The organism is Pseudomonas sp. LBUM1669, assembly GCF_059695705.1.
This window is the reverse complement of record NZ_CP166784.1, coordinates 3,517,696-3,539,526: the sequence shown is the minus strand read 5'-3', so window position 1 is coordinate 3,539,526 and position 21,831 is coordinate 3,517,696. Positions and strand designations below refer to the sequence as shown.

Here is a 21,831-nt window from a genome sequence, read left to right as displayed (position 1 = left end):
TCAGCGATCAGTTTTCCAGTGGGATCAACACTTTCTCGTCGGGGGACAACACCATGAATACCAACAGTTTGGCGGGCTTGGTTGTACTTGCATTTTTTGAGACCAAATGTTCCGAGCCGGCCGGTTCGTACATGTTCGCGAAGGTGAGGGGACCAATCCTCCGCATGATTGATGTAGCAGCTGCCGAGCAGCGCGAGGCTGCGTTCGGCTGCGAAGCAGTCGTAAACCCGACCCGCACGGTCCACCTGAAACACCGCGGGGTCTGATTTTACGACTGCTGCGCAGCCGAACGCAGCCTCGCGCTGCTCGGCAGCTGCTACACAGGGTTTGGCGTTAGCGAATCGGGAAGCTGTTGAAGTCCACGGTTCTGGCCAGGTTTTCATCGATCAGGCCAATAAATCCTTGTACTTCAGGGCAGTTGAAATGCGATTGCATGGCCGCTTCCGATTGCCAGCGGGCGCTGACGGTCCAGCGGTTGCTGTCCTCTGGGCAGCGGTCGACCATATAGGAATCACAGCCCGGTTGCTGACGCAGGGTATCGACAATCTTTTGCAGTTGCTTACCCAGTTCTTCCGAGCGGCCGGCGGCGGCCTGCACCTGTACGGTATTGATCACTTCGTTGGACATTGCTCACACTCCTGAATCAGGCCGGACGAATCCTGCTCATTGAGGGATAACGCTTATGCAGGATAGGCCTGCACCTGTGGACCGCCAATAGCCAATCGCCGGATAAAGCCGCAGACCAATCGATCAGGCCACCTGCTGCAAGATGTCGCGCAAACGGTCCAGGGCGACGTCGATGTCCAGGGTTTCTATGGCTCCAAAACCCAGGAAAAGCCCGGCCCGTGGTACTTGCTGGTAGAAAAAGCTGTCGATGGCGTAGAGCCCGACTTCGACCTTTTTCGCCAATTCGATCATCAATGGAAGATCGATAGGCACTTTGCACATCACCACCATGTGGAACCCGGCCGTGGTGGGCACAGGTTCAAGCCAGGGTGAAAGGTCGCCCGGCATAGATCGTATGGCAGCGCCGGATGTGCTTGAGCAGGCAACCTTCGGCGATGAACTTGGCCAGCGCCCATTGGGGCAGGGTCGAGGTGTGCAGGTCGGTCAGTTGCTTGGCGCGGATGACGGCTTCAAGAATCGCCGGCGGCAACACCGCATAACCGAGGCGCAACTCCGGCAGCATGGTTTTCGAAAAGGTCCCGACGCAGGCGACGATGCCGCGTTCATCCATGCTTTGCAGTGAATCGGTCGGGCGGCCTTCATAGCGAAACTCGCTGTCGTAATCGTCCTCGATGATGATCGCGCCCAACTCGTGAGCTCGCTCCAGCAGTGCAGCCCGGCGCGCCTGACTCATCGGCATACCCAGCCGGAACTGGTGTGACGGTGTGACGTAAATCAGCCGGGTACCAAGGGGAATCTTGTCCACCTCAATACCCTCGGCATCCACCGGCACCCCGATCACCGTGGCCCCGTGGGTGCCAAACAGCAGCAGAGCCGGCGGATAGCCGGGGTCTTCCATGGCGACAATGCTGCCTGGACGGGTCAGCACCCGGGAGATCAGGTCCAGCGCCTGCTGCGCGCCGTTGCACACCACCACGTCTTCGTCCTGGCAATTGACCCCGCGGGAAAACGCGATGTGCCGGGCGATCGCGTTGCGCAGTGCCGGCAGGCCTTCGGGCAGGCTGTAGAAACCTTTGGAACCGGCAATCTGGCGCAACGCGTGGGACGTGCAGCGCCGCCAATCGTCCTGCGGAAACTGGCCTTTTGATCAAGATCCGCGCCTCGCAACTCAATGGCTGCGCGTTCTGCACTGACATGCATTCAGTGGACGCGCGGCGCCTTGGCGAGACGGATCGGCGCTTGTATTCGATTGTGGTGTGGCGCGACAGCGGCTTCTTCAACCCTCGCGAACGCGCCGCGCTGGCCTGGGCCGAAGCGGTGACATTGCTCTCTGAAAGCCATGTGCCGGACGACGTCTACGCCGTGGCGCGTGAGCAGTTCAATGAAAGCGAAATGGTCGACTTGACCATCGCGGTCACCACCATCAACAGCTGGAATCGCCTGGCGGTGAGTTTTCGGCAAAGCCCCAGCAGCTGAATCGATTTTCCGTTCGGGGTGTCACGTCAGGTTCATAAACGCTGCGCAGGATGAGGTCCTCACGGATAGATCGACAGGAGTCATTGATGTCATTCATGGAATCCACCCCCGCCGCCCGGATCGACCCGGTGCTGGCGCAGTCTTTCCGGGTCAGTGCCCGTTGCGGTTGTTTCATGCAGGCGGCCCGCAGCCTCAATATCAAATCAACCCTGTTGCGCAAACACCTGGCGCAGCTTGAAACGCAATTGCAGTGTTCGCTGTTCAATCACCAGGACAATGGCCTGGCGTTGAGTCATGAAGGGTTGCAGTTGCAGGCGCAATTGATTGCGCTGGCTCATGAGCACGACGTGCCGGTGATCGAACAGCCCTTGATTAGGCTGGCCGTGGCTGAGTCGATTCTGCACGACATTCTGGGCCGCGATCTGGTCGCGCTGTTGCGACGCAACGCCAGCGTGCGCCTCGACATCATTACGCTGGACGGCGAACTGTCGCTGCAAGCCATCAGTGCCGATGTGGTGCTGTGGCTGGCCGGTACTGACTCACCGCTGCCAGGCCCGAGTTTCCCGGTCAGCGAGCCTCAGCGTCTGGCGCGACTGAACTATCTGCCGCACATCGCCAAACGGTATTCACGGGTGGCGGCCCGCCCCGCCAGCCTCGATGACCTGGCCGACTTCATGTTGGTGCAATGGCAGCCGGATCGTCAGGTCGAGAGTTTTCGACCATGGAACGGCGTGGTCGACCAGCGCCTGGCCGGCGTGGTGCAGTTGCATTCTTATGAGCTGATGCTGGAGATGATTCGTTGCAGCGCCTGCATTGGTTTGCTGCCCAATTACATGAGCCGGTTTGACCGCGGCCTGATCGGGTTATCGGGGGTGTTCGACCAGTCGATGCAGAGGCAGGTGTGGATGGCCGTCAACGCCGAGTCCACGGGGCGGGCAGAAGTGCACATGATCGTCGAACTGATCCAAAACACCTTCAACGAGCGGCGCGAGTGGTTCGAAGCCTGACGCCGATCCACCTGTGGGAGCGGGCTTGCTCGCGAAAGCGGTGGGTCAGTCAAATCAATGCTGACAGACCCACTGCATTCGCGAGCAAGCCCGCTCCCACATTGGATCTCGCCATGCCGCGAGAAGGCATTGTAGAGTGGGCGGCCATGTCTGCATCAAGGATGAGTCACCCATGCCCGCCACCGATTCTGTCATCACCCTCGAACGCTTCAGCGAATCCCACATCGACGGCGTCACCGCGCTCTACAACGACCCGGCCATTACCCGTCAGGTCCTGCAAATGCCGTTTCAATCCGCCGAGATCTGGCGCCAGCGCCTGGCCTCGGATAACGAGCGGCTGGTGAAACTGGTGGCGCTGCATCAGGGCGCGGTCATCGGCAACATTGGCCTGGAGCAGTTCTCGCGGATCCGTCGCAGCCATGCTGGCAATCTTGGCATGGCGGTCGCGGTGGAATGGCAGGGCAAAGGCGTGGGATCAAAACTGCTGGCGGCGGCGCTGGACGTCGCCGACAACTGGATGAACCTGCAGCGGGTCGAGCTTTCGGTGTACGCCGACAACGAAGCGGCCATCGGCCTCTACCGCAAGTTCGGTTTCGAAACCGAAGGCCTGTTCCGCGACTACGCCGTGCGTGACGGCAGGCTGGTCGACACGTTGAGCATGGCGCGTCTGCGTCGCTCGCCCAGGTCCGACTGACTCAGTCACCCAACGCGAACGCCACCGCCGCCTGCGCATGCAGTTCGGTGGAGTCGAGCAAGGGCAGGGCGCTGTGCTCGGGTTTGATCAACAGGCCGATTTCCGTGCAGCCGAGAATGATCGCCTGGGCGCCTCGCCGGGTCAGCGACTCGATGACCTGCTGATACACCTTGCGCGACGCCTCGCTGATCACCCCGATGCACAACTCCTCATAGATGATCCGGTGCACGGCGTTGCGCTCCTCGGTGTCCGGCACCAGCACCGTCAACCCCCTCGCGCTCAGGCGATCCTTGAGAAAGTCTTGTTCCATGGTGAACGCGGTCCCGAGCAAACCGACTTTCAGCGCACCGCTATCGACGGCGGCTTGACCGGTCGGGTCGGCGATGTGCAAAAACGGAATACTGATCGCTGCCTGAATCTGCCCGGCCACCTTGTGCATGGTGTTGGTACACAGCACCACGCATTCAGCGCCGCCGGCCTCCAGGCGCTGCGCCGCATCCACCAGAATCGCCGCCGCATCGTCCCAGCGTCCGGCGTGTTGGGCCTGTTCGACAGGGCCGAAGTCGACGCTGTACATTAGCAATTTCGCTGACCGCAACGGCCCGAGCCGGTCGCGAACCTGTTGGTTGATGAGGCGGTAATACTCGGCGCTGGACTCCCAGCTCATGCCGCCGATAAGGCCGATGGTGCGCATGATGTGCTCCTGTGGTTGGCAACCCTTTGCGAGAGAGTGTCCAGTGGATTCCGGTTTCGATCTATCAGGAAATTTCACATGCCTGATGTCATGAGTCAGCGCTTGTTTGGCGGTAAAGTCTGCCTGCAACTCTTGCCCCGTGCGGCCTACAGCGTGTATGACGCGGCTCAGTCGCAAACCCTCGGGGTGACGCTGGAGCGTCAGCAGGGCGTGCACGCGATCAATTCCGATCATCGGGTGGATTTCGATACCTTGCCGGGTGTTTTGGCTTATACGCCGATCGGCGTCGAGGTGTTCTCCGAGTCCGCCACCGGTGGTGAATACCTGTTGATGCGTCTGGACGAACCGTTTGCCGGTGAACCGTTACCCAGCGTCGCGCACCGTGTGCAGTCTTCAGGCAATCGACCCGCGCTGACCCTGGCGAGAGAGTTGCGGTGCCTGTTGCTCGCCCCACAGCCCGATCTGCTGGCGTTTGAGCAATGTACGATGGGTCTCATTGAGTTGACCCACCAGAAAGTCGACACCACGCGCCAGGTCAATCCCAGGTCCTTCGCCCGGGTGCTGGAGCAGATCGCCGAGCAGTTTCACCAGCCCCTGGCGCTTGCGCAATTGGCCGAAACATACGGGCAGAACCCGCTGCGGTTTCTGCGCGATTTCACCCAGGCGACGGGCCTGACGCCCCACGCTTATCTGGTGGAAATTCGACTTCAAGCGGCACGCCGCATGATCGAACACACTGACCTGAGCCTGGCGAGTATCGCCCTGGATTCGGGGTTCGCTCATCAGTCGCACATGGGCAGCGCGTTTCGCAAATACCTGGCCATGACCCCTAGCCAATACCGTTCACGCTTTTAGTCGTACGCCGGCAGCGCGCATCTGCCATGCTCAACGTCCGCAGCACCGCTTCAACCAAAGGAACACTGCAATGGACGACGTACAGCAACTGGGCGAGATGCTTCGCCACTACGCAGAAAGCGAAGCGCACAAGAAGCAAGTGTTTGAGTCGCAATCGGCCGTGTGGGCGACGCGTATCGGTGAATTGTTCGACCAGATCCAGCAATGGCTGGAGCCGGTCCAGGTGCCGAATCTGCTGGAGGTGAGTCGCGAGGTGTATGTCGCTTCAGGGCCAAGCGTTCCGGCTGAGACGTCGACGTTCAAGACCGAGAAACTGGGCATTGTCATTGCTGGTAAACCGGTGGAGTTCGTGCCGGATGTGATGGGCGCCGGCGGTCAGATTTCGTTGGCGGTGATGGGGTTGACGGCCGCGCGGTATGGCAGCATTTCGTTGGTGTGCCTGCCGCCGTCGACCAGCTGGCAATGGCGCAAGACCAATGGCTTGAAAGACCCGGATACGTTTGCCTTCGATGCGAACTTCCTGGCGCAGCAGTTGCAGAGCCTTATTCCCCGCGAACGCGGCTGAATCCACCAATCCATTGTGGGGCCGAGCTTTTGTGGCGAGGGGATTTATCCCCGTTGGACTGCGCAGCAGTCCCATTTTTGGGGCCGCTTCGCGACCCAACGGGGCGGTGCGACGTTTCGTTAAATCCCCTCACCACAAAGGCTCGCTCCCACGGGTAATGTGCCAGGTGGGTCAGATTTCGAGGTTGCCCCAGCCGGGTTTAGCTTCTTCCGGGGCCACTGCCTTCACAGTCTTCCCCGTCGCCAACTCCACCCGCCGCGCCACCTCAGGGTCATCGGCAAACGGAATCAGGCTGGCATCCTCCAGGCTCTCGGCCGTCTGGTGTTTCAGGCAATACTCGATTGCCAGCCAAAACCCCACGACCCCAAACAGATTCAGCACTATCTCGGTCATCTCAAACCTCACGCAATCTGCGCTTCGCGTTCAGCCATCGCCACGTCTGAAACCCGTACCGTGCGCCACGTGTTGTAGGCCATCAGCAACATGCCGCTGAGGAAGAAAACCCCGCCGGCAAAGCGCACCACGAACCCCGGATGGCTGGCCTGCAAGGCCTCGACGAACGAGTAGGTCAGGGTGCCGTCGTCGTTGATCGCACGCCACATCAACCCTTGGGTGATGCCGTTGACCCACATCGAGGCGATGTACAACACCGTGCCGATGGTCGCCAGCCAGAAGTGCAGGTTGATCAGCGGCGTGCTGAACATTTGCTCGCGACCGAAGACTTTCGGGACCATGTGGTAGATGGCGCCAAACGTGATCATCGCCACCCAACCGAGAGCACCGGCGTGGACGTGGCCGATGGTCCAGTCGGTGTAGTGGGAGAGGGCGTTGACCGTTTTGATGGCCATCATCGGCCCTTCGAACGTCGACATCCCGTAGAAGGCCAGCGACAGCACCAGAAAGCGCAGGATCGGGTCGGTGCGCAACTTATGCCAGGCGCCCGAGAGCGTCATCATGCCGTTGATCATCCCGCCCCAACTCGGTGCCAGCAGGATCAGCGACATCGCCATGCCCAGTGACTGCGCCCAGTCCGGCAACGCGGTGTAGTGCAAGTGGTGCGGGCCGGCCCAGATGTACAGGGTGATCAGCGCCCAGAAATGCACGATCGACAACCGATAGGAATACACCGGCCGCCCCACCTGTTTCGGCACGAAGTAATACATCATCCCGAGGAACCCGGTGGTCAGGAAAAAGCCCACCGCGTTGTGCCCGTACCACCACTGCACCATGGCGTCGGTGGCCCCGGAATACACCGGATAAGACTTGAACCAATCCACCGGAATCGACAGGTGATTGACCACGTGCAGCATCGCGATCACCACGATGAACGCGCCAAAGAACCAGTTGCCGACGTAGATGTGTCTGGTATTGCGCTGCACCACGGTGGTGAAGAAGACAATGGCGTAAGCCACCCAGACCACGGTCATCCACACCGCGCCGGAAAACTCGATCTCGGCGTATTCCTTGGTGGTGGTGTAGCCCAGCGGCAAGGTGATCAGCATCACCACAATCACCGATTGCCAGCCCCAGAAGGTGAACGCCGCCAGTTTGTCGGAGTACAGCCGCACCTGACACGTGCGCTGTACCGCGTAGTAACTGGCGGCGAATTGCGCGCTGCCGGCAAAGCCGAAAATCACCAGGCTGGTGTGCAGCGGGCGCAAGCGGCCGAAGGTGGTCCACGGCAGGTCGAGGTTCATCTCGGGCCACACCAGTTGCGAGGCGATCCACACCCCCATCGCCATCCCGACGACGCCCCAGACGATGGTTGCCACGACGAATTGGCGGACGACCTTGTAGTTATAGGCCTGTCCGATTGTTGCTGTGCTCATGGTCAATGCTTCCACGGTTGCAAAGTCTTGCCAGGCCACCCGGACTGGCATGTCGTCCACTGTAGAAACCCTGCCGGAAACAAAACAGGCTCAGAAAAACCGAGTTTATGCGGATCAGATACGAGCCATGCCTGCGGTGATCTGACGCACTCTGATACGGTTTTTCAGTATTCAGGTGAATCTGTAACGTGCTGCGCCGCAGGTTCATAGTCACTGCCACAAGCACCGCCACCCCTGTAGCAGCTGTCGAGCACCGCGAGGCAGCGTTCGGCTGCGAAGCAGTCGTCAAACCAGGCGACTCGGTCTGTCAGGTAAACCGTGGGCACAGGATTTACGACTGCTGCGCAGCCGAACGCTGCCTCGCGGTGCTCGACAGCTGCTACAGGGTATGCAGAGCGGGCGATCCACCCTGATGAGGTAGCCACATGTATCAGTACGACGACTATGACCGGGCCCTGGTCTTCGAGCGGGTTGCGCAGTTTCGCGATCCGGTCGAGCGTTTCATGATGGGGGAATTGCGCGCGGTCGGTGAGGTGATTGAACCGCGGCCGTTATTCAGAAGACGCTGACACACAAACCCTGTGGCGAGGGGGCTTGCCCCCGTTCGGGCGCGAAGCGCTCGTATATACACGCGACTCGGTGCTTGAACCGTAGAGGGGGCCGCTTCGCCGGCTAACGGGGTCGAGTCCTCTCGCTACAGGGCGCTGCTCGACAGCTGCTACAAATCATGGCTGTGGTGTTTTTGCTTGGGCCGCTGATGGCATTTTGGTAGAGTCCGCGCCTTATCAGGGAGTTGGCAAAGAAAGGAGTCTGGTTTGAGTGTGGGCAAAAAGATTTTGGGGCTGATTGCGCTGTTGCTGATGTTGGCGCTGTGGGCCAGTTATTTTTATGTGTTCAAGGAAAACCGTGACGGCCAGTTGGGCGCAGCTTTCGACAGTACGGCCTGGTGCGGCACGCCTCCGGCCAGCGATGCTGCGGCGCTTGGCAAGGATCAACTGACGCTGCGCATCACCAACACGGTGCGCGGCGAGTTCATGCTCAGTGGTGCCGTGGTGGTGTCCGAGCGCACCTTCAACCGCTACGATTTGGGCCGCAACGAACTGCGCCTGCGTCTGGAACCCTTGCAGTGGTCGTTCGGTGTCACGCCGATTTTCCTTGAGCAGGTCAAGGTCCAGCCGCTGAGCCGCAACCTCGCGTCGGCCAACAAAAGCGCCTACGCCGAACTCGAGCCAAGGCCCATCGGGGTGCAGGGCCGGGCCACGGATTTTCCCTTCGATAACTACCGTTATGGCTACAAACCGGTGCTGTATTACCTCAAGGGCAACGAGCGCATCGACCTGAGGTTCAAAAACATCACCACACTGATGGAGATGTCGAACACCTTCACGCCGGTCCAGAAGTACAACCGCGTCGACTACATCAACGAACGCAACTCGATGATCCGCGATGAGGACTACAAGGCCTACAGCGCCCACGAGTGCGCGTTCAGCGTCGAGCGCAAAGGCTCGTTTAAGGTGATCGTGCTGCTCTTGTTGCTGGTGATGTGCCTGCCGCTGCTGCACGTGTTCTATCGCGATGAACCGGGGATCGATTTTCTCGCCACGCTGGTGAGTATCGGCGCGATTCGGGTGTTGCTGGTGGGGCCGATGCAAGATTTCCAGCTGTATACCATCGACTTTCTGTTCGCCGGCGTGATTATCTTGGTGGGCACGGTGTCGCTGATCAAGGCGATGCGGGCGAACAGCCGGCGGGAGTTGGCGTTGAAGAGTGGGTCGTCCTGGTAATTCCACGGTCCATGTAGCAGCTGCCTTGTGGCGAGGGGATAAATCCTCTCGCCACAAGGCAGCTGCTACGAAAGCGTCACTTCAACGCCGGATCCCCCATGTTCATTTTCTTCCAGCCTTGCAACAGCACCTGCGCCTTCGGTTCCTGCCCGTTATCCAGGTAGTACTGGATCAGCGACAACCGCGCATTGCGGTTGGCCGGCTGCACTTTCAACAACCGCTCCAGCTCTGCACAGGCCTCATCGACCTTGCCGCTGTCGTGCAACGCCACGGCCAGCACGTAGCCGTATTGGACGTTTTGTGGTTCCAATTGCGCGGCTTTGCGCAAGGCCGGCATGGCTTGGGCTGACTGACCTGCGCGCACCAGCGACAAGCCCAGGGTGTGTTGCAGGAGGGCGGCGTCCGGGTGTTCTTTCAGGCTCTGCGCCAACAGCGTCTGCGCGTCCTGGCCGCGTCCATCGGCTTCCAGCCATTGCACCAGCGTGACCAGCGCCGGGTAGAAATCCGGATCACGCTTGAGGGCGGTGCGCAGCAGCGATTCGACTTCGCCGTTGCGCCCGCTGGCCTGGTAGAGCATCGCCAGGTTGAGGTTGGCCTCGGCGCGCTCGGCCAGGCTTTTTTGCACCGCTTCGTATTCGGCAATGGCCGCGTTCCAGTTGGCCTGGGCGCTACCCAATCCGTTGCGCGCGACGCTCAGCAGGTCCCGGGCCGCGACGATCCGCACCGCCTTCACCGGATCGCCCAGCAATGGCGTCAGCAGCGGCGCACGCTCCGGTGGCCGCAGGAACGCGCTGATCGCCCGCACTGCGCTTTCACGCACTTGCGGTGCGGGGTGGCTCAAGTCCTTGGTCGCGAGTTTCAAGGCCTGTTCGCTCGGGTACAGCGGCAGTTCTGCGAGCAAGGTCGCACGCTGAATCGCCGGAAGATTGCTGCGCTGAAGCTGCTCGTACAAGGCTTGCGCGGCACCGGGCTGACCGTTGCGAATCAGCCACAGGCTTTCGTCATAGCGTGGCGCCTGCGCGGTAGTTGCGGTGTTCCAGAGCTTGAATTGTTCGGTGACCTTGTCGCTGGCCTTGCCCTGGTGACAGGTCAGGCAGGCGTCCGGCGTGCCGAGTTTTTTCGCCCGCTCCGGATTGGGAATGCTGAAGCTGTGGTCGTGCCGGAAGTCGTTGCCCATGTAGAACTTGCCCGGCATGTGGCAATCCACGCATTGGGAGCCGGGCTGACCTTGAGTGTGGCGAGTGTGTTCGATGGAATCGTAGTTCTTCGCTTGCAAACCCTTGCCGTCGACGCCTGTCACCGAAGTCTTGCCGGCGGTGTTGTGGCATTGCAGGCAAACACCGTTGCCCGGCGCCTTGAGTTCGGTGCTGTGGGGGTTGTGGCAGTTGCTGCAACGCACGCCCTTGTCGAACATTTTGCTTTGGGCGAAGGAGCCGTGTTCGAACACTTCATCCTTGATCTTGCCGTCCAGCGCGTACAACTCGCGGGTCAGGGTGCTCGGCAGGTAGTCGTCCATCAAGCGCTTGCCAACGGTGTAGCCGTCATCCAGCGGTGCGCGGCGGGAATGGCAGCGGGCACAGGTTTCGATTTCGACCGTGGCGTCCTTGTCCTTGAGGTCGACCGCAAAGCCGGCATGGATCAGATCACCTTTCTTCGCCGTCCATTCCAGGTGGTTGGACGCGGGCCCGTGGCACGCCTGGCAACCGACACCGAGGCTGTTCCACTGACTGTCGAAGGTGTTTTTGGCCGCGTCGAAATTGCGCTTGTAGCCGGTGGTGTGACACTCGACGCACATGAAGTTGGCGTTCTGGCTCGGCTTGCTCCAGTGCAGCGGGTTCTTGAAATTCACGCCCTGGCCCGGATAGAGGTGGAACCAGCGGTTTTTCTCGGTATCCCAGGCCACGCCAAGCGCTTGCAAGCGACCTTCACCCACCTCGATCAGGTATTGCTGCAACGGCGCGATGCCGAAGGTGTAGGCCACTTTGAAGTCGGCATTCTTTCCATCAATGCCGGGCGTGTTGACCCAGAACCCGTCATCCTTGCGCGAGAAACGGGTGGTTTCGTTTTGCGCCTTGAACGTGACGTTATTGAAGTCGCCCAGCATCGTCTCGGCATTGGCTTCCTGCATCGCCAATTGGTGATGGGAGCCCTGCCAATCCTTCATCTGTTCGCTGTGGCAGCCCTGACACTGTTGCTCATCGACCATCTTCGCCGGTGTCACGACGACGGGTTGTGGTTTGGCCGGCTGAACGGCCGGCGTACTGACGGGCACGGTTTTGATCGGCGCTGGCGTGCTGCTCAGCAGAAACCAGCCGATCGCCGCCATGGCCACCAGCAATACGCCGATGGTCACGGGAAACAGGTAGCGGTTAATCAGGGTCGGTGGCGAATCAGGGTTTGCCTGTGCTGCTTTATTTTTAGGGTTCGGCATGGCGACTTCCGTAGTCCAGTTGCGTTTGCCGTCAGGCGCGCATTCAAGCTCGGTGCAGCTTTGCCGGATGCTCTGCGTCTGTCAAATGGTGTGGAGGTTAACCCTATGAAGTGATCCCGATTGCACGGGTGGACGCGACGGTCAACAGGGCCAGCGGTACTCCGACCAGGAGACGGTGCCGGCCACCGAAGCGGTATTCATTGATGGCCTCTGCGTCGGAACGCCGCCCGGGGCAAGCCAGGCGCCCACAAGTTTACGCATCCCCCTGAGGGAGCGTGGCTTGCCCGCGATGGCGGCCTCAAGAACAACACATCACTCAATACTCAGCTCGCGCCAACCGGTTGTAATGGCTGATCAGCGAATCATATCCACGCGTCACCGCATAAAAATCATCACTCAATCGTTGTGGTTCAGCCTTGTTCTTCCAGTCCTTGTGCAGAGCATTCAAGGCATCCAGATACTTCTGTGTCGGCCTGGCGATGTGCGACCAGAGATAACTGGGTACTTCGTTACGTTTTTGCGTTTCCGGCATATGGCGTTGGCCGAACTGCTGCAGGTAATCCAAGGCCAATTGCAGTTCAGCGATGGTTTTAGCCAGTGCCTGCGGCGTCAGGGTTCGATTGTTCACGCCCTCGGTTACAAGGTTCAGCGTGTCCCTGGCCTGGATCATGTAGGCCAGCAAATACCAGTGAATGTCCTTGCCCAGACGCGCTTCGATCAGGTTGAGTTGCTCGCGTCGTTGTTCAAGGTCCAGCCCTTCAACCTGCTGCCTCAGTACCGTTGACGCCGTGAGGTAGCCCTCGGCCCTGGGCCTGAATTGATCGGCAAAAGCGGGCTGCACCTCACTGATGGCGGTCGAAAAACGCGCCTGTCGGTAAAAGGTGATTTGCTGCGTAAGCGGCATTACTTGCTGTAATGCCTGCGCGTAGGCATCGGCTTTCAACGCCAGCGGTGGGTTGTATTTCAGCAGCTTGAGCTTTTCGCTGATTTTCGGCGAACAGATATCCCTTTGAATGGCGGGTGCATCACTGGCACCGTTGTCGTCGAAATCCTGCTGGTTGGCGATCCAGTCTCGCACCGGCTCCGCAGGTTGCTTCGGCGATTTGTACAGTTCGTAGGCCACCCGCCAATGTACGTCGACCCGGTTGATGCAATCGATCACCGTGCTCAGGGCATTGGCCTGCGCGGTGAGCGGAGCGTCGTGTTGATCCAGCCACAAATCGATGCGGGCAACGAATTTCGAAGAGCCGGCCAGCCCCATCAGGATCAGCATCACAATGGTCGCCACCGGGAACAGCCATTTCGGGTTCATGGCTGTTTCTCCTGGCCGTACCACTGCTCAACAGTGGCCGGTGCGTTGCATTCGCTGGCGGTGACCGGCATCCGGCTGCACAAGCGTTCGGTCCACTGTTGCAGGCCTTGGTTGCGGTTGACCGTACTTTGGCTTGAGATCACTTTGAACACGCCAAGTACTAAAACCAGCACCAAAATGCCCGCGCCTATCAGGATGCGTTTGAGCAAGGGGCTGGCGTGTTGCCAGGAAACGTGCGGTTTGACCTCCCGTCGGCGGATAAGTCCGACACCCGTTAGTGTGATGACGTAAACGATGCTGCCGACCACGCCATACACGTTGCCAATGCCCGCCGCCATCGCAATGCAGGGTATCAAGTCGCGCAGCACTCCAAACGGCAGAGGTATGAGCGAGGGCGAAAGGCGCACACTCAATCGATCGTCCAGCAACCAAAAGCGATGGGCAACGTGCGCCGTCAGCCAGTTGAGTACCCAACCGGCGACCGCGAATATCACCGACCAGAACACCGCGACGCCGATCAATCCGCCCAGACGCGTGCCCAACGGCGCGAACTGAATAAAGGAGCCGACCAGGCAGGCCAGGACAATACCCAGGTACATCGGCCAGCTGTCATGGGTATGTTCCCAGTCACGCCAGAAGAACGGTGTACCGCCGGGCAGGTCTGCGCAGATGTCCGGGTGGTTGGCGTACAACGCAGAGCTGAGCTTGCGGCATTGCACCCAATCGTCTTCGCGCAAGCGTCGGGCCAGGGCGCGGCGGTGACTGAACGTGCCAGGCGCCAACAGCAAGTGGGCGGCGCGATGTTTCGGCGTGGCGGCGGGTTCGGCGGCGAGGCGCTGTTGCCGGGCCAGAAATATCGGCGCTTCAAGTCGCTCCGCCAGGCGCTTGCGCTGCTGCGACAACTGTTCGATCAGGTCTTCGTCCAGTTCCAGGCGCTGCCAGAGACTGAACCAGTGAAAGGTTTGCATCGCCCATTCGAGCAGTGCTTCGGACGTCTCGAAGTGTTCGACGCAATGCCTCAGCACCGCATCTTCCATGACATCGACCGCGCCATGCTCAAGGGCGGCGGCATAACGTTGTTCGAGCTCGACACGGCTGACACCGTCCAGCGAACGGGTGACCCGTTGCAACGTGTCGACTTCAACCACCGTCAGCCCAGTCAGGTCCCACGGGGCATCGTCGCCCGAGTCATCCGCGCGCAATTGCTCCCATTCCTTGATGCTCAGCGCGTGTTCATACGCCTCACGCAGACGCTGAAAGCCCTCGGGGTCTTCATCCGGGCGCGTCTGTTTGAGCAGGATTGCGTATTGGCGTTTGATACTGCGTGTATCGGCATCGGCCGGGAGGCCAAGGATGGTCCAGCAACTCATTGCGTGTGCAACTCCATGAAAACCCGCGACGCGATCCAGTGGTGGCATTTTGATCTTGCGCACCCTACCTGTTTCGCGTCGAAAAGTCCTCGGGTCTTACATCAGTCGCCGACGAACCAGCGGTAATGCCAGTCGACGAAATCGCATGACCGAGACTGCCTCCAGGGTGAATTTCGGTAGCCACTTGCGTATGCGAGTCATCTGACTGGCTCCTTTTGCTCACTAGCACCGCTCAAGCGCGACAAACGTTTATTGCAGTCCTGCGTAACGCTTTTTTATTGCACTTGCTCGGGAGCGGCCGCATCGAACGGATAGATCCGGCGCCATTCGGACGCCATGTCCACGATAGTCCAGCCACGGGTTTTGGCTTCGTCCAGAGCCTTGTCCAGCCGGCCGATCTGCGATTGACGGTCATAGGCCCATTCGCGCTTGGCGTCGGTGTGATGCACCAATCCCATGAAGCGTTTGCCCGGTCCTGCGGCGGTCCATTGCAGCATTTGCAGATCGCCATCGGAGTTGCCGAACGCCAGGATCGGCCGGCGCCCGATCACCGCGTCGATGCTTTCCGGTTTGCCCGGGCCGTCGTCGTTGTGGGCCAGTTTCGGGGTGCGCATGATCGAGGCCTTGCCGTCCTTGAACTGGAACGCGGTGACAAAGGTGGTGCCGATCACTTGCTCCGGCGGTATGCCGTATACCTTCTCGGCAAAGGCGCGCATGAACGCAGTGTCGCCCCCGGAGACGATGTAGGTCTTGAAGTCCTTGCTGCGCAGGTAGTCGAGCATTTCCAGCATCGGCTGGAAGATCATCTCGGTGTACGGCTTGCCGGTTTTGGGGTGTTTGGCCTGGCTCAGCCAGGTCTTGGCGTAGTCGTCGAAGGCGTCGGTGGTCATGCCGGTGTGGGTGGCGCCGAAGATTTTCAGGATGCCGTCCATGCCTGTGGCGGCGAGGGCCTGGTGATCGTTCTCCAACACGGCTTTGAAGGGCTGGGTGGTTTTCCATTCCGGGTGTTGCGGTGCGGTGCGCTTGACCTCTTCGAGGGCAAACAGCAACTCGAAGTACATCGGCTGCTCGCTCCACAACGTGCCGTCATTGTCGAAGACGGCGATGCGGTCTTCGGGTTTGACGAAGTCCTTGCTGGATTGGTCGGTGACTGCCTGGACGAACTCGATGATGTTTTGCTTCGATGGTCCGTCGTTCCACGACGGCAGGGGTTCGGCCGCGAGGGCCAGCAGCGGTATGCTCAAGGCCAGCGCAAGCAACAGCTTCAGCCCGTGGCGTTGGCGGATCGATATCGGGTTCGTCATGGGAAGTCCTTCTCGTAAACAGGGTTAAGTGGGCGTAAGGCGTGAGCAGCAGGAGGCGGGTTGCGCTTGGCCTGACTATGCAGCGTAGCCAAGGATTTCTCAGTTGGCGCAGCGCCTGATCTTCGGTCGGATGCCGGCTGTAACAGGCGCGCAACAGGTTTTGCAGGCGCGGGCCGAGGTTGCCCAGTTTCAGGCCCAGGCGGCTGCGTCTGCCCCAGAGGTACAGGGCGCTCAGTTGTGCCGGTTTGTCATCGATCTGCACCGGGACTTTCCGCCAGGCGTGTCGATCGGGGTGCTCCTGCGGTCTACGGAGTGGGAATTCATGGTTTAGCAGGCACGGGGTTTAGCAGCGGCATTTTCCATTGGCCGTTGGTAACTTCCGGTTTCGGCAGATACAAGCGCAGGACGCCGTAGAACGGGCCTTTGGGAGCTGGCAGCCAGTTAGTCTGCAGGTCCTCGGCCGGTGCCTTGTTTTGTGCGTAAAGGGTCAGGCCACCGTCGGCATCGAGCTTAAGATCGGGCAGCATTCGCGAGTTGATCAGGTAGCGATTCAGCGGGTTGGCCACCAGCAGCTTGTTCTTGCCGTTATACATCGTCAGTGACCAGAACGCGTCGGCCGGGGGTAGGGCGCCTTTGTCGAAATGCAGGGTGTAATCGTGTTTCGAGGCATCGAGTGGCTGGCCGTCCTTATCAACGAAATAGCCAATGTAATTGGCCTCTTGGGCCGAGTTGCCGAAAATCCCCATGTTGGCGCCAGCGTAGCGGTACAGGTAATTGCCCTTGAGGTGATCGCGGGTGCCGAAGAAGTCGCCGCTGGTGACCTGGTGGGTATCGACTTTGTCTTTTTTGAATTGGGCAAATTCGGCCTTGGCGTCGCTGATACCGTCTTCCAGGGCCTGGCGCTGTTCCGGTGTGAAGTCGTGCAGATTGAACGGCTTGCCGGCCTCGATGCCGATGGTCTTGAAGCGCGCAAGCAGGTCCTTTTCCGCGTCCTGCGCCGGGGCGAAGGCCAGCATGAAGTTCAGGTAGCGGAACAGATCAGGGGTATCGCTCATGGTAGGGGTGGGTTTGGGCCAGGCGATCTTCGGCGCGGCTGGCGGGGCCTTCTGTTTGACATAGTGGCTCAGCGTTTCGACCTTGTAGCCTTTCTGGATCGCCTTGACCTTGGCCAGGTCCTTGTCATCGAACAGCTGCGTGCGATACAGGGCGTAGGCGATGTTGGTTTCACTGCGCAACAGGCGATCCATTTTTACCGGTTGCTGGCCCTGCCAGTTGGGGCCTGCGACCATGAAATGCCCGCCGTTGTTGCCCGTACTGCGGGTGCCCAGGTACGCGAAGTTTTGCGTGTAGGCGTCGATCAATTGAACGGAGTAATAACGGTGCCCGTCGATCGGCGGCAAGGTCAGCACAACGGGTTCGGCGCGCAGGTCCATCCACACAAATGAGTAGGGCGTGTCCGCGTTGGGTGTGACGAACGCGGTGTCCTTGGCGGTGAACGCCTTCGCGGTGTTGCCGATCCGGTTGAACGGTGCCCTGAAGTTCGCGCTTTTTTTGTCCACGGCCTGGGTGTAGAGGGTTTTGTACATTTCCACCACCGGGAAGCCGTACAGGTAGGCTTCCTTGGCGATGCCGCGGGCTTCTTCGGGTGTGGTGGTGAAGTCGGCCCAGGCGCTGGTGCTCAGGGCGAGCGAGAGCGCGGTGAGCAACAGGCGGTTAGTCATAGAACTTCCTTCTTGAACCCTTGGGCGTCACTCCACGGCCGTGATGTCGTCGAGTGCCGGGCGGGACGGCACTTCGACCACCAGCGGACCGGCGTTGATCCGGAAGATCGCTTCATGGGCCGGCAGACTGGGTTGCATCGCAATCTTGCCGATTCGGGTATCGAGGTCCTGGGCACCGACGCCGCAACTGACGAACATAGTCATCAGGCTGTAGCCGGCCAAGCGAATTGCACAGTACATACGAGACTCCTATTTGCCGAAAGGCAGTTGTGTCGCGGTTGCCACTGCTGCGTAATCTCTTTCCTATCAAGCCTGTAGGACACGTTTGTTGAAGTTAGCAGTTAACGTCGGATTCGCCAGCCGGACGGGGGCTTTGGATGTTTGTTCAGGTTTTCGGTATTTTTTGTGCATTGAAATTGAATGCAAACCTGAGGCTTGGGTGATGTGGCAGAAAAGCCATCGCAGGCAAGTCTGGCATCTGCAAGAAAACGCGGTGTGGTGATCGACTTGCCCGCGAAAAGTGTTGATGAGGTGGCGCTGGACGCTTAATTCCCTGCAATATTCAGCGCTTTTTCATCTGCTCGCGAATCCGTTCTTCCTGCTCGCGCAGTTGCGGGGTGAACTCTTCGCCGAAATCTTCCACTCCGTATATCGGACGAATCTCGATCTCCGCTTCGGTCCCGGGCATCGGGTTGGGGCAGCGTTTGACCCACTCGATCGCTTCCTCTTTCGACTTGACCTCCCAAATCCAGTAACCGGCAATCAGCTCCTTGGTTTCGGCGAACGGGCCGTCGATGACCGTGCGTTTTTCGCCGGAGAAACGCACTCGTGCGCCTTTGCTGCTCGGTTGCAGGCCGTCGCAGTCGATAAGGATGCCGGCCTTGGTCAGTTCCTCGTTGTAATTGCCCATCGCGGTCATCAGTTCTTCGGTAGGCAGCACGCCGGCCTCGGAGTCCGGGCTGGCTTTTACAATGATCATGAGTCGCATGGTCTTGTCTCCGCTGGATTGTGGGTGATTCGCTATCTAGTCGAATAACGGCGACTCGAATCGACAACGCCACTGACGGAAGTTACCCGAATGAGCCGATTTAACCTCGACTTACCATTCAGATTGCTGACGACCTTCGGTGTATAGGCGACCCATATAACTATGTACCGCACCGGACCACCGCTCCACCGACATGCTGCGCCCTACAGACAAGGAGTGACTGTATGGCACAACAAATACATAACGATGGAACGTCAGGAAGTGTCGTCATCCGGTCGGGTCCGCCCGCTTCAAGCAGTGGTTCCGGTGGAGGGACAGGCGGCGGAGGGGTTTCAGGCGGGTTCGGTAAATCCAGCAAGAAAAAGAAAAAGGCCCGAAAGCGGGCCATAGAGGCCGCTCGTCAGGCAAAGGAAAAAGCGCACGCGCAAGCTGTCGCCCAAGCGCAAACCGAGGCGGCTCAAGCACAGGCCGTCGCAGCACAGGCTCAGGAGTTGTCTCGCGTCCAGGCCTTGCATCAGTTTCTTGCCGGTCTGGCCCAGCGTCATGACGCTATCAGATCAGAGGCAGACCGAAGCTTTGCGGCTAAGGCAAGTCAACTCGCACCCTCCCTGGAACATGAAATCTCGGGTGTTCGACGACCGCCGAACAGTGGATCGAGCGAGCGTTGGCAGCTCTACATCATCACCAAGGAAAAAAACGAAATCGATGGGCTGATCGCCCGTAAAACCGCAGAGCTCAATGCAAAGAATGCGGTTGCCCGGTCCTTCGATGGACACGATCCTCTCACCCGCACTTCGAACGATTACCTGACACGACTGGGTGAGTTCGGCCAGGCGCTCAACGACGGCCACCAGATCTGGGAAAACGCCTACAACGCCGCCCACGAAGCCCGGCTTCTATCCGCGCAGATAAACGCGCTCACGGATAAATCCAATGCGCTGGGCAGACATCATGCCGAGCAGACCGTTATATGGCGTGAAAGGGAAGCCGTCTGGGAGCGTAACCGGCAGTATGCCGAGCAGCGTGAGGCGCGAGTTCGGTTCAAGCAGCAAGTCGATGAAGATGCGCGAGTTGAACGGGTCAGGCAGGCCAACACGCTGACGGCGCCGGCAACTTCGGTGGCCGCTGGCGGCGGAATGTTTTTGACTCGAGAAAGTGTGTTGGTTGCGCAAGACGTCGCCACTGCACTTGAAAGGGCTGTCCGGGCTGCCATCGATACCCTCATCGATGCCGGACGCATCGTAGTCAGGACAGGGCCAGTATTTGTCACTGCAATGTTTTATTCGCCAACCCTTGGCAATGGCGAGTTGACTACGGAACAGCGCGGGCGTTTGTTGCAGGGCATTGGCGTTCCGGCCCAAGCGCTGGGCTTTACTGACAGTCGGGCGCTGCAGTCAATCGCAGATGCGGGCGGTTCGGCGGAGGTGGCGTACCGGCTCAAACCCGAAGCTGTGCCGGAAGGTACCGCGATTATCGTCACAGGCACCGGTGGTGAGGTTGACGCTCGTGTACCGGTCATCAATGCCGTACTTGACCCGCTGACCGGTGTCTACAGCGCCGAGGTTCCGGGTTCACCGCCACGACTCCTGCAGTTCACACCCGAGTCCACACCTCAGGTGACCACTTCTGGCCAAGCTGGCCTGGCGGTGATGACACCGCAGATCCAGGACATCCCGGCGGGTGTCGACTTGCGCATTCAGGATTGCATCGTTTGCGTGCCTGGCCTGCCGCCGACGTACCTGTCCTTCAACCTGCCGCCCATAGGCTCGGGTATTGTCACCGGGACCGGTCAACCCGCTGCGAATGATTGGTGGAAAGCCGCAAGCCGAGCCCAGGGTGCATCCATTCCTGTGCAGATCGGTGACCAATTCCGCGGCCGCGAAATCAAGTCGTTCAGCGCCTTCGATGAAGCGCTGTGGCGCACGGTTCGCGAACACCCGGCGCTTGTCACCGAATTCGATGAGGTGAACAAAAAGCGCATCGCACAAGGCTTCGCGCCCTACGCGCCGAAAAGCACGTGGGTTGGTGAACGGCGTGAGTTCGAACTGCGCTATCAGGAGCGGGCAGAACTTGGCGCGAACCCCTTCAACCTCGACAAGATAAGCATCACCACACCGCAAAGCACCCAGGGGAGGCTGGGCATCACTCCAGCGGTTCTACCTTGGCCGATTCGTCCCGTGGGAGGCGGTACCTGGACACCCCTCGTTCCGCCGGGAGTGGATCTCCTTGGTCCTACAACCTTACCCGTCACACCGTCTATTCCAACGGTTTATCCCGGCACACCGGCCATCCCGGTCCTACCGCAAAACGAGACGTTTCCGGCTGTTGACGAAGGGCAGATTGGTGCCAGTATTCCTGGGTATCCGGGGGATATGGAGCTGCCCTCGTCGGATGTTCTGTTTCTTGATCGGCGAGATGATCCAGGAACCGCTACAGGTTGGGGGGCTGATACTTCGGAAGTTTGGCTCGGGGACGACGCAAGAGGTATGGGCGCACCCATTCCTTCGCACATTGCGGATCAGTTGCGATGGCAGGAGTTCAGGAATTTTCATGGATTCAGGCGGGCGTTTTGGAAGGCTATTGCAGAGGATGTGGCATTGAGCAAACAGTTTAGTGTTCACAATGTAAAAAGAATGCGATCAGGCCTTTCTCCATACCCATTGGGCACTGATCAGGTGGGTGGTCGCAAAACGTTTGAACTTCACCACGAAATTGGAATTGCAGACGGTGGGGAGGTGTATGGGATGGATAACATCTTAGTGATGACGCCCAAGCGGCACATCCAATTACACGGAGGAAAAAATGAAAATGATCTTTAAAAAGAAGTTGGAAGACTATACAGAAGCGGAGTTTTTGACCTTTTTACAACAGTTTAGTAATTATCCGGATGAATTGGAGGGAGACGAGTTGGAGGCTTATCTGGATAGCCTGTTGGTCCATTTTGAGTTAATTACCGAACACCCTGACCGATCAGACGTCATTTTCTATCCCAAGGACGGTCAGGAGGACAGTCCCGAAGGGATTCTGAAAGAAGTCAAAAAGTGGCGGGCAGCCAATAACAAACCTGGCTTCAAACGCGAGTAACTTTCCAGCAATGACTAACTGGCACCTGCTCATAAGGAAATGAGCAGGTGCCATTCTTTTCGGAAGTTTTCCAAAAGACAAAAGGAAGAA

General features: G+C 59.3%; 19 protein-coding genes and 4 pseudogenes. 9 read left to right on the top strand and 14 right to left on the bottom strand.

Features of this window, described 5'->3' with window-relative positions; all coding sequences use genetic code 11:
• Window positions 1-7: 7 nt before the first annotated feature.
• The 3 genes and pseudogenes from ACA051_RS16425 to ACA051_RS16415 form a co-directional block, all read right to left on the bottom strand.
• Window positions 8-130 (bottom strand): annotated as a pseudogene (locus tag ACA051_RS16425) (cupin domain-containing protein); the annotation flags it as partial.
• 203 nt (window positions 131-333) lie between these two features.
• Window positions 334-627: a putative quinol monooxygenase gene (locus ACA051_RS16420; RefSeq protein ID WP_094467623.1), complete on the bottom strand. Its 294-nt coding sequence runs from the start codon at window positions 625-627 to the stop codon at window positions 334-336.
• A 123-nt stretch (window positions 628-750) separates the two neighbouring features.
• Window positions 751-1,774: pseudogene (locus tag ACA051_RS16415) on the bottom strand (aminotransferase-like domain-containing protein); the annotation flags it as partial.
• On the opposite strand from ACA051_RS16415, the pseudogene ACA051_RS16410 reads away from it, so the two are divergent.
• The 3 genes and pseudogenes from ACA051_RS16410 to ACA051_RS16400 form a co-directional block, all read left to right on the top strand.
• Window positions 1,771-2,103: pseudogene (locus tag ACA051_RS16410) on the top strand (carboxymuconolactone decarboxylase family protein); the annotation flags it as partial. The pseudogenes ACA051_RS16415 and ACA051_RS16410 overlap by 4 nt on opposite strands.
• Window positions 2,104-2,189: 86 nt before the next feature.
• A complete protein-coding gene (locus ACA051_RS16405; RefSeq protein ID WP_497303182.1) occupies window positions 2,190-3,110 on the top strand; it encodes a LysR family transcriptional regulator in 921 nt (306 codons plus the stop codon).
• 172 nt (window positions 3,111-3,282) lie between these two features.
• Window positions 3,283-3,804: a GNAT family N-acetyltransferase gene (locus tag ACA051_RS16400; protein WP_497370883.1), complete on the top strand. Its 522-nt coding sequence runs from the start codon at window positions 3,283-3,285 to the stop codon at window positions 3,802-3,804.
• Between the two features lies 1 nt (window position 3,805).
• On the opposite strand, the gene ACA051_RS16395 is transcribed toward ACA051_RS16400, so the two are convergent.
• Window positions 3,806-4,498 carry an aspartate/glutamate racemase family protein gene (locus tag ACA051_RS16395; RefSeq protein WP_497303178.1) on the bottom strand — a complete coding sequence of 231 codons (693 nt, stop codon included), beginning with the start codon at window positions 4,496-4,498 and terminating at the stop codon, window positions 3,806-3,808.
• 78 nt (window positions 4,499-4,576) lie between these two features.
• Here ACA051_RS16395 and ACA051_RS16390 point away from each other — a divergent pair, with 78 nt between their 5' ends.
• On the top strand, window positions 4,577-5,353 hold the full coding sequence (locus ACA051_RS16390) for a helix-turn-helix domain-containing protein (RefSeq protein WP_497370881.1): 777 nt from the start codon (window positions 4,577-4,579) through the stop codon (window positions 5,351-5,353).
• 70 nt (window positions 5,354-5,423) lie between these two features.
• The gene (locus ACA051_RS16385; RefSeq protein WP_497370879.1) at window positions 5,424-5,918 is read left to right on the top strand and encodes a hypothetical protein; all 495 of its coding nucleotides are present in this window, start codon (window positions 5,424-5,426) and stop codon (window positions 5,916-5,918) included.
• 171 nt (window positions 5,919-6,089) lie between these two features.
• Here ACA051_RS16385 and ACA051_RS16380 read toward each other — a convergent pair whose 3' ends face one another.
• Together ACA051_RS16380 and ccoN are read right to left on the bottom strand one after the other, a co-directional pair.
• The gene (locus ACA051_RS16380; RefSeq protein WP_461959084.1) at window positions 6,090-6,311 is read right to left on the bottom strand and encodes a cbb3-type cytochrome c oxidase subunit 3; all 222 of its coding nucleotides are present in this window, start codon (window positions 6,309-6,311) and stop codon (window positions 6,090-6,092) included.
• A gap of 8 nt (window positions 6,312-6,319) precedes the next feature.
• Window positions 6,320-7,747, bottom strand: coding sequence for a cytochrome-c oxidase, cbb3-type subunit I (gene ccoN / locus ACA051_RS16375; protein ID WP_497370877.1), 1,428 nt, complete (start codon window positions 7,745-7,747; stop codon window positions 6,320-6,322).
• 425 nt (window positions 7,748-8,172) lie between these two features.
• Between ccoN and ACA051_RS16370 the strand changes: the two genes are divergently transcribed.
• Both ACA051_RS16370 and ACA051_RS16365 read left to right on the top strand, forming a co-directional pair.
• Window positions 8,173-8,316 carry a hypothetical protein gene (locus ACA051_RS16370; RefSeq protein ID WP_497375660.1) on the top strand — a complete coding sequence of 48 codons (144 nt, stop codon included), beginning with the start codon at window positions 8,173-8,175 and terminating at the stop codon, window positions 8,314-8,316.
• Window positions 8,317-8,562: 246 nt separating this feature from the next.
• Window positions 8,563-9,531, top strand: coding sequence for a hypothetical protein (locus ACA051_RS16365; protein ID WP_497370875.1), 969 nt, complete (start codon window positions 8,563-8,565; stop codon window positions 9,529-9,531).
• A 76-nt stretch (window positions 9,532-9,607) separates the two neighbouring features.
• Here the strand turns inward: ACA051_RS16365 and ACA051_RS16360 are convergent, their stop codons facing one another.
• The 8 genes and pseudogenes from ACA051_RS16360 to ACA051_RS16325 all read right to left on the bottom strand — a co-directional run bounded on the left by ACA051_RS16360 (window position 9,608) and on the right by ACA051_RS16325 (window position 18,657).
• Complete coding sequence (locus ACA051_RS16360) at window positions 9,608-11,962, bottom strand: tetratricopeptide repeat protein (protein ID WP_497370873.1); 2,355 nt, start codon at window positions 11,960-11,962, stop codon at window positions 9,608-9,610.
• 316 nt (window positions 11,963-12,278) lie between these two features.
• Complete coding sequence (locus ACA051_RS16355) at window positions 12,279-13,274, bottom strand: DUF3829 domain-containing protein (protein WP_497303167.1); 996 nt, start codon at window positions 13,272-13,274, stop codon at window positions 12,279-12,281.
• Window positions 13,271-14,644, bottom strand: coding sequence for a J domain-containing protein (locus tag ACA051_RS16350; protein ID WP_497370871.1), 1,374 nt, complete (start codon window positions 14,642-14,644; stop codon window positions 13,271-13,273). Before ACA051_RS16350 ends, ACA051_RS16355 begins: the two co-directional genes overlap by 4 nt.
• A 275-nt stretch (window positions 14,645-14,919) precedes the next feature.
• Window positions 14,920-15,948 (bottom strand): HAD family hydrolase, encoded by a 1,029-nt coding sequence (locus ACA051_RS16345; protein ID WP_497303163.1) that lies wholly within the window; start codon window positions 15,946-15,948, stop codon window positions 14,920-14,922.
• Window positions 15,945-16,231 (bottom strand): annotated as a pseudogene (locus ACA051_RS16340) (BatD family protein); the annotation flags it as partial. The pseudogene ACA051_RS16340 and the gene ACA051_RS16345, both read right to left, overlap by 4 nt.
• Window positions 16,232-16,268: 37 nt before the next feature.
• Window positions 16,269-17,669, bottom strand: coding sequence for a DUF1254 domain-containing protein (locus ACA051_RS16335; RefSeq protein WP_497370869.1), 1,401 nt, complete (start codon window positions 17,667-17,669; stop codon window positions 16,269-16,271).
• 27 nt (window positions 17,670-17,696) lie between these two features.
• Window positions 17,697-17,909: a hypothetical protein gene (locus ACA051_RS16330; protein ID WP_497303159.1), complete on the bottom strand. Its 213-nt coding sequence runs from the start codon at window positions 17,907-17,909 to the stop codon at window positions 17,697-17,699.
• 322 nt (window positions 17,910-18,231) lie between these two features.
• The gene (locus ACA051_RS16325; protein WP_497303158.1) at window positions 18,232-18,657 is read right to left on the bottom strand and encodes a YciI family protein; all 426 of its coding nucleotides are present in this window, start codon (window positions 18,655-18,657) and stop codon (window positions 18,232-18,234) included.
• Between the two features lie 224 nt (window positions 18,658-18,881).
• On the opposite strand from ACA051_RS16325, the gene ACA051_RS16320 reads away from it, so the two are divergent.
• The gene (locus ACA051_RS16320) at window positions 18,882-21,476 is read left to right on the top strand and encodes a pyocin-S2/colicin E7-DNase domain-containing protein (protein WP_497370867.1); all 2,595 of its coding nucleotides are present in this window, start codon (window positions 18,882-18,884) and stop codon (window positions 21,474-21,476) included.
• Entirely contained in the window at window positions 21,466-21,741 is a 276-nt protein-coding gene (locus tag ACA051_RS16315) for a bacteriocin immunity protein (protein ID WP_497310608.1), read from the top strand. The genes ACA051_RS16320 and ACA051_RS16315 overlap by 11 nt, the downstream gene beginning before the upstream one ends.
• The last annotated feature ends 90 nt before the right edge of the window (window positions 21,742-21,831 follow it).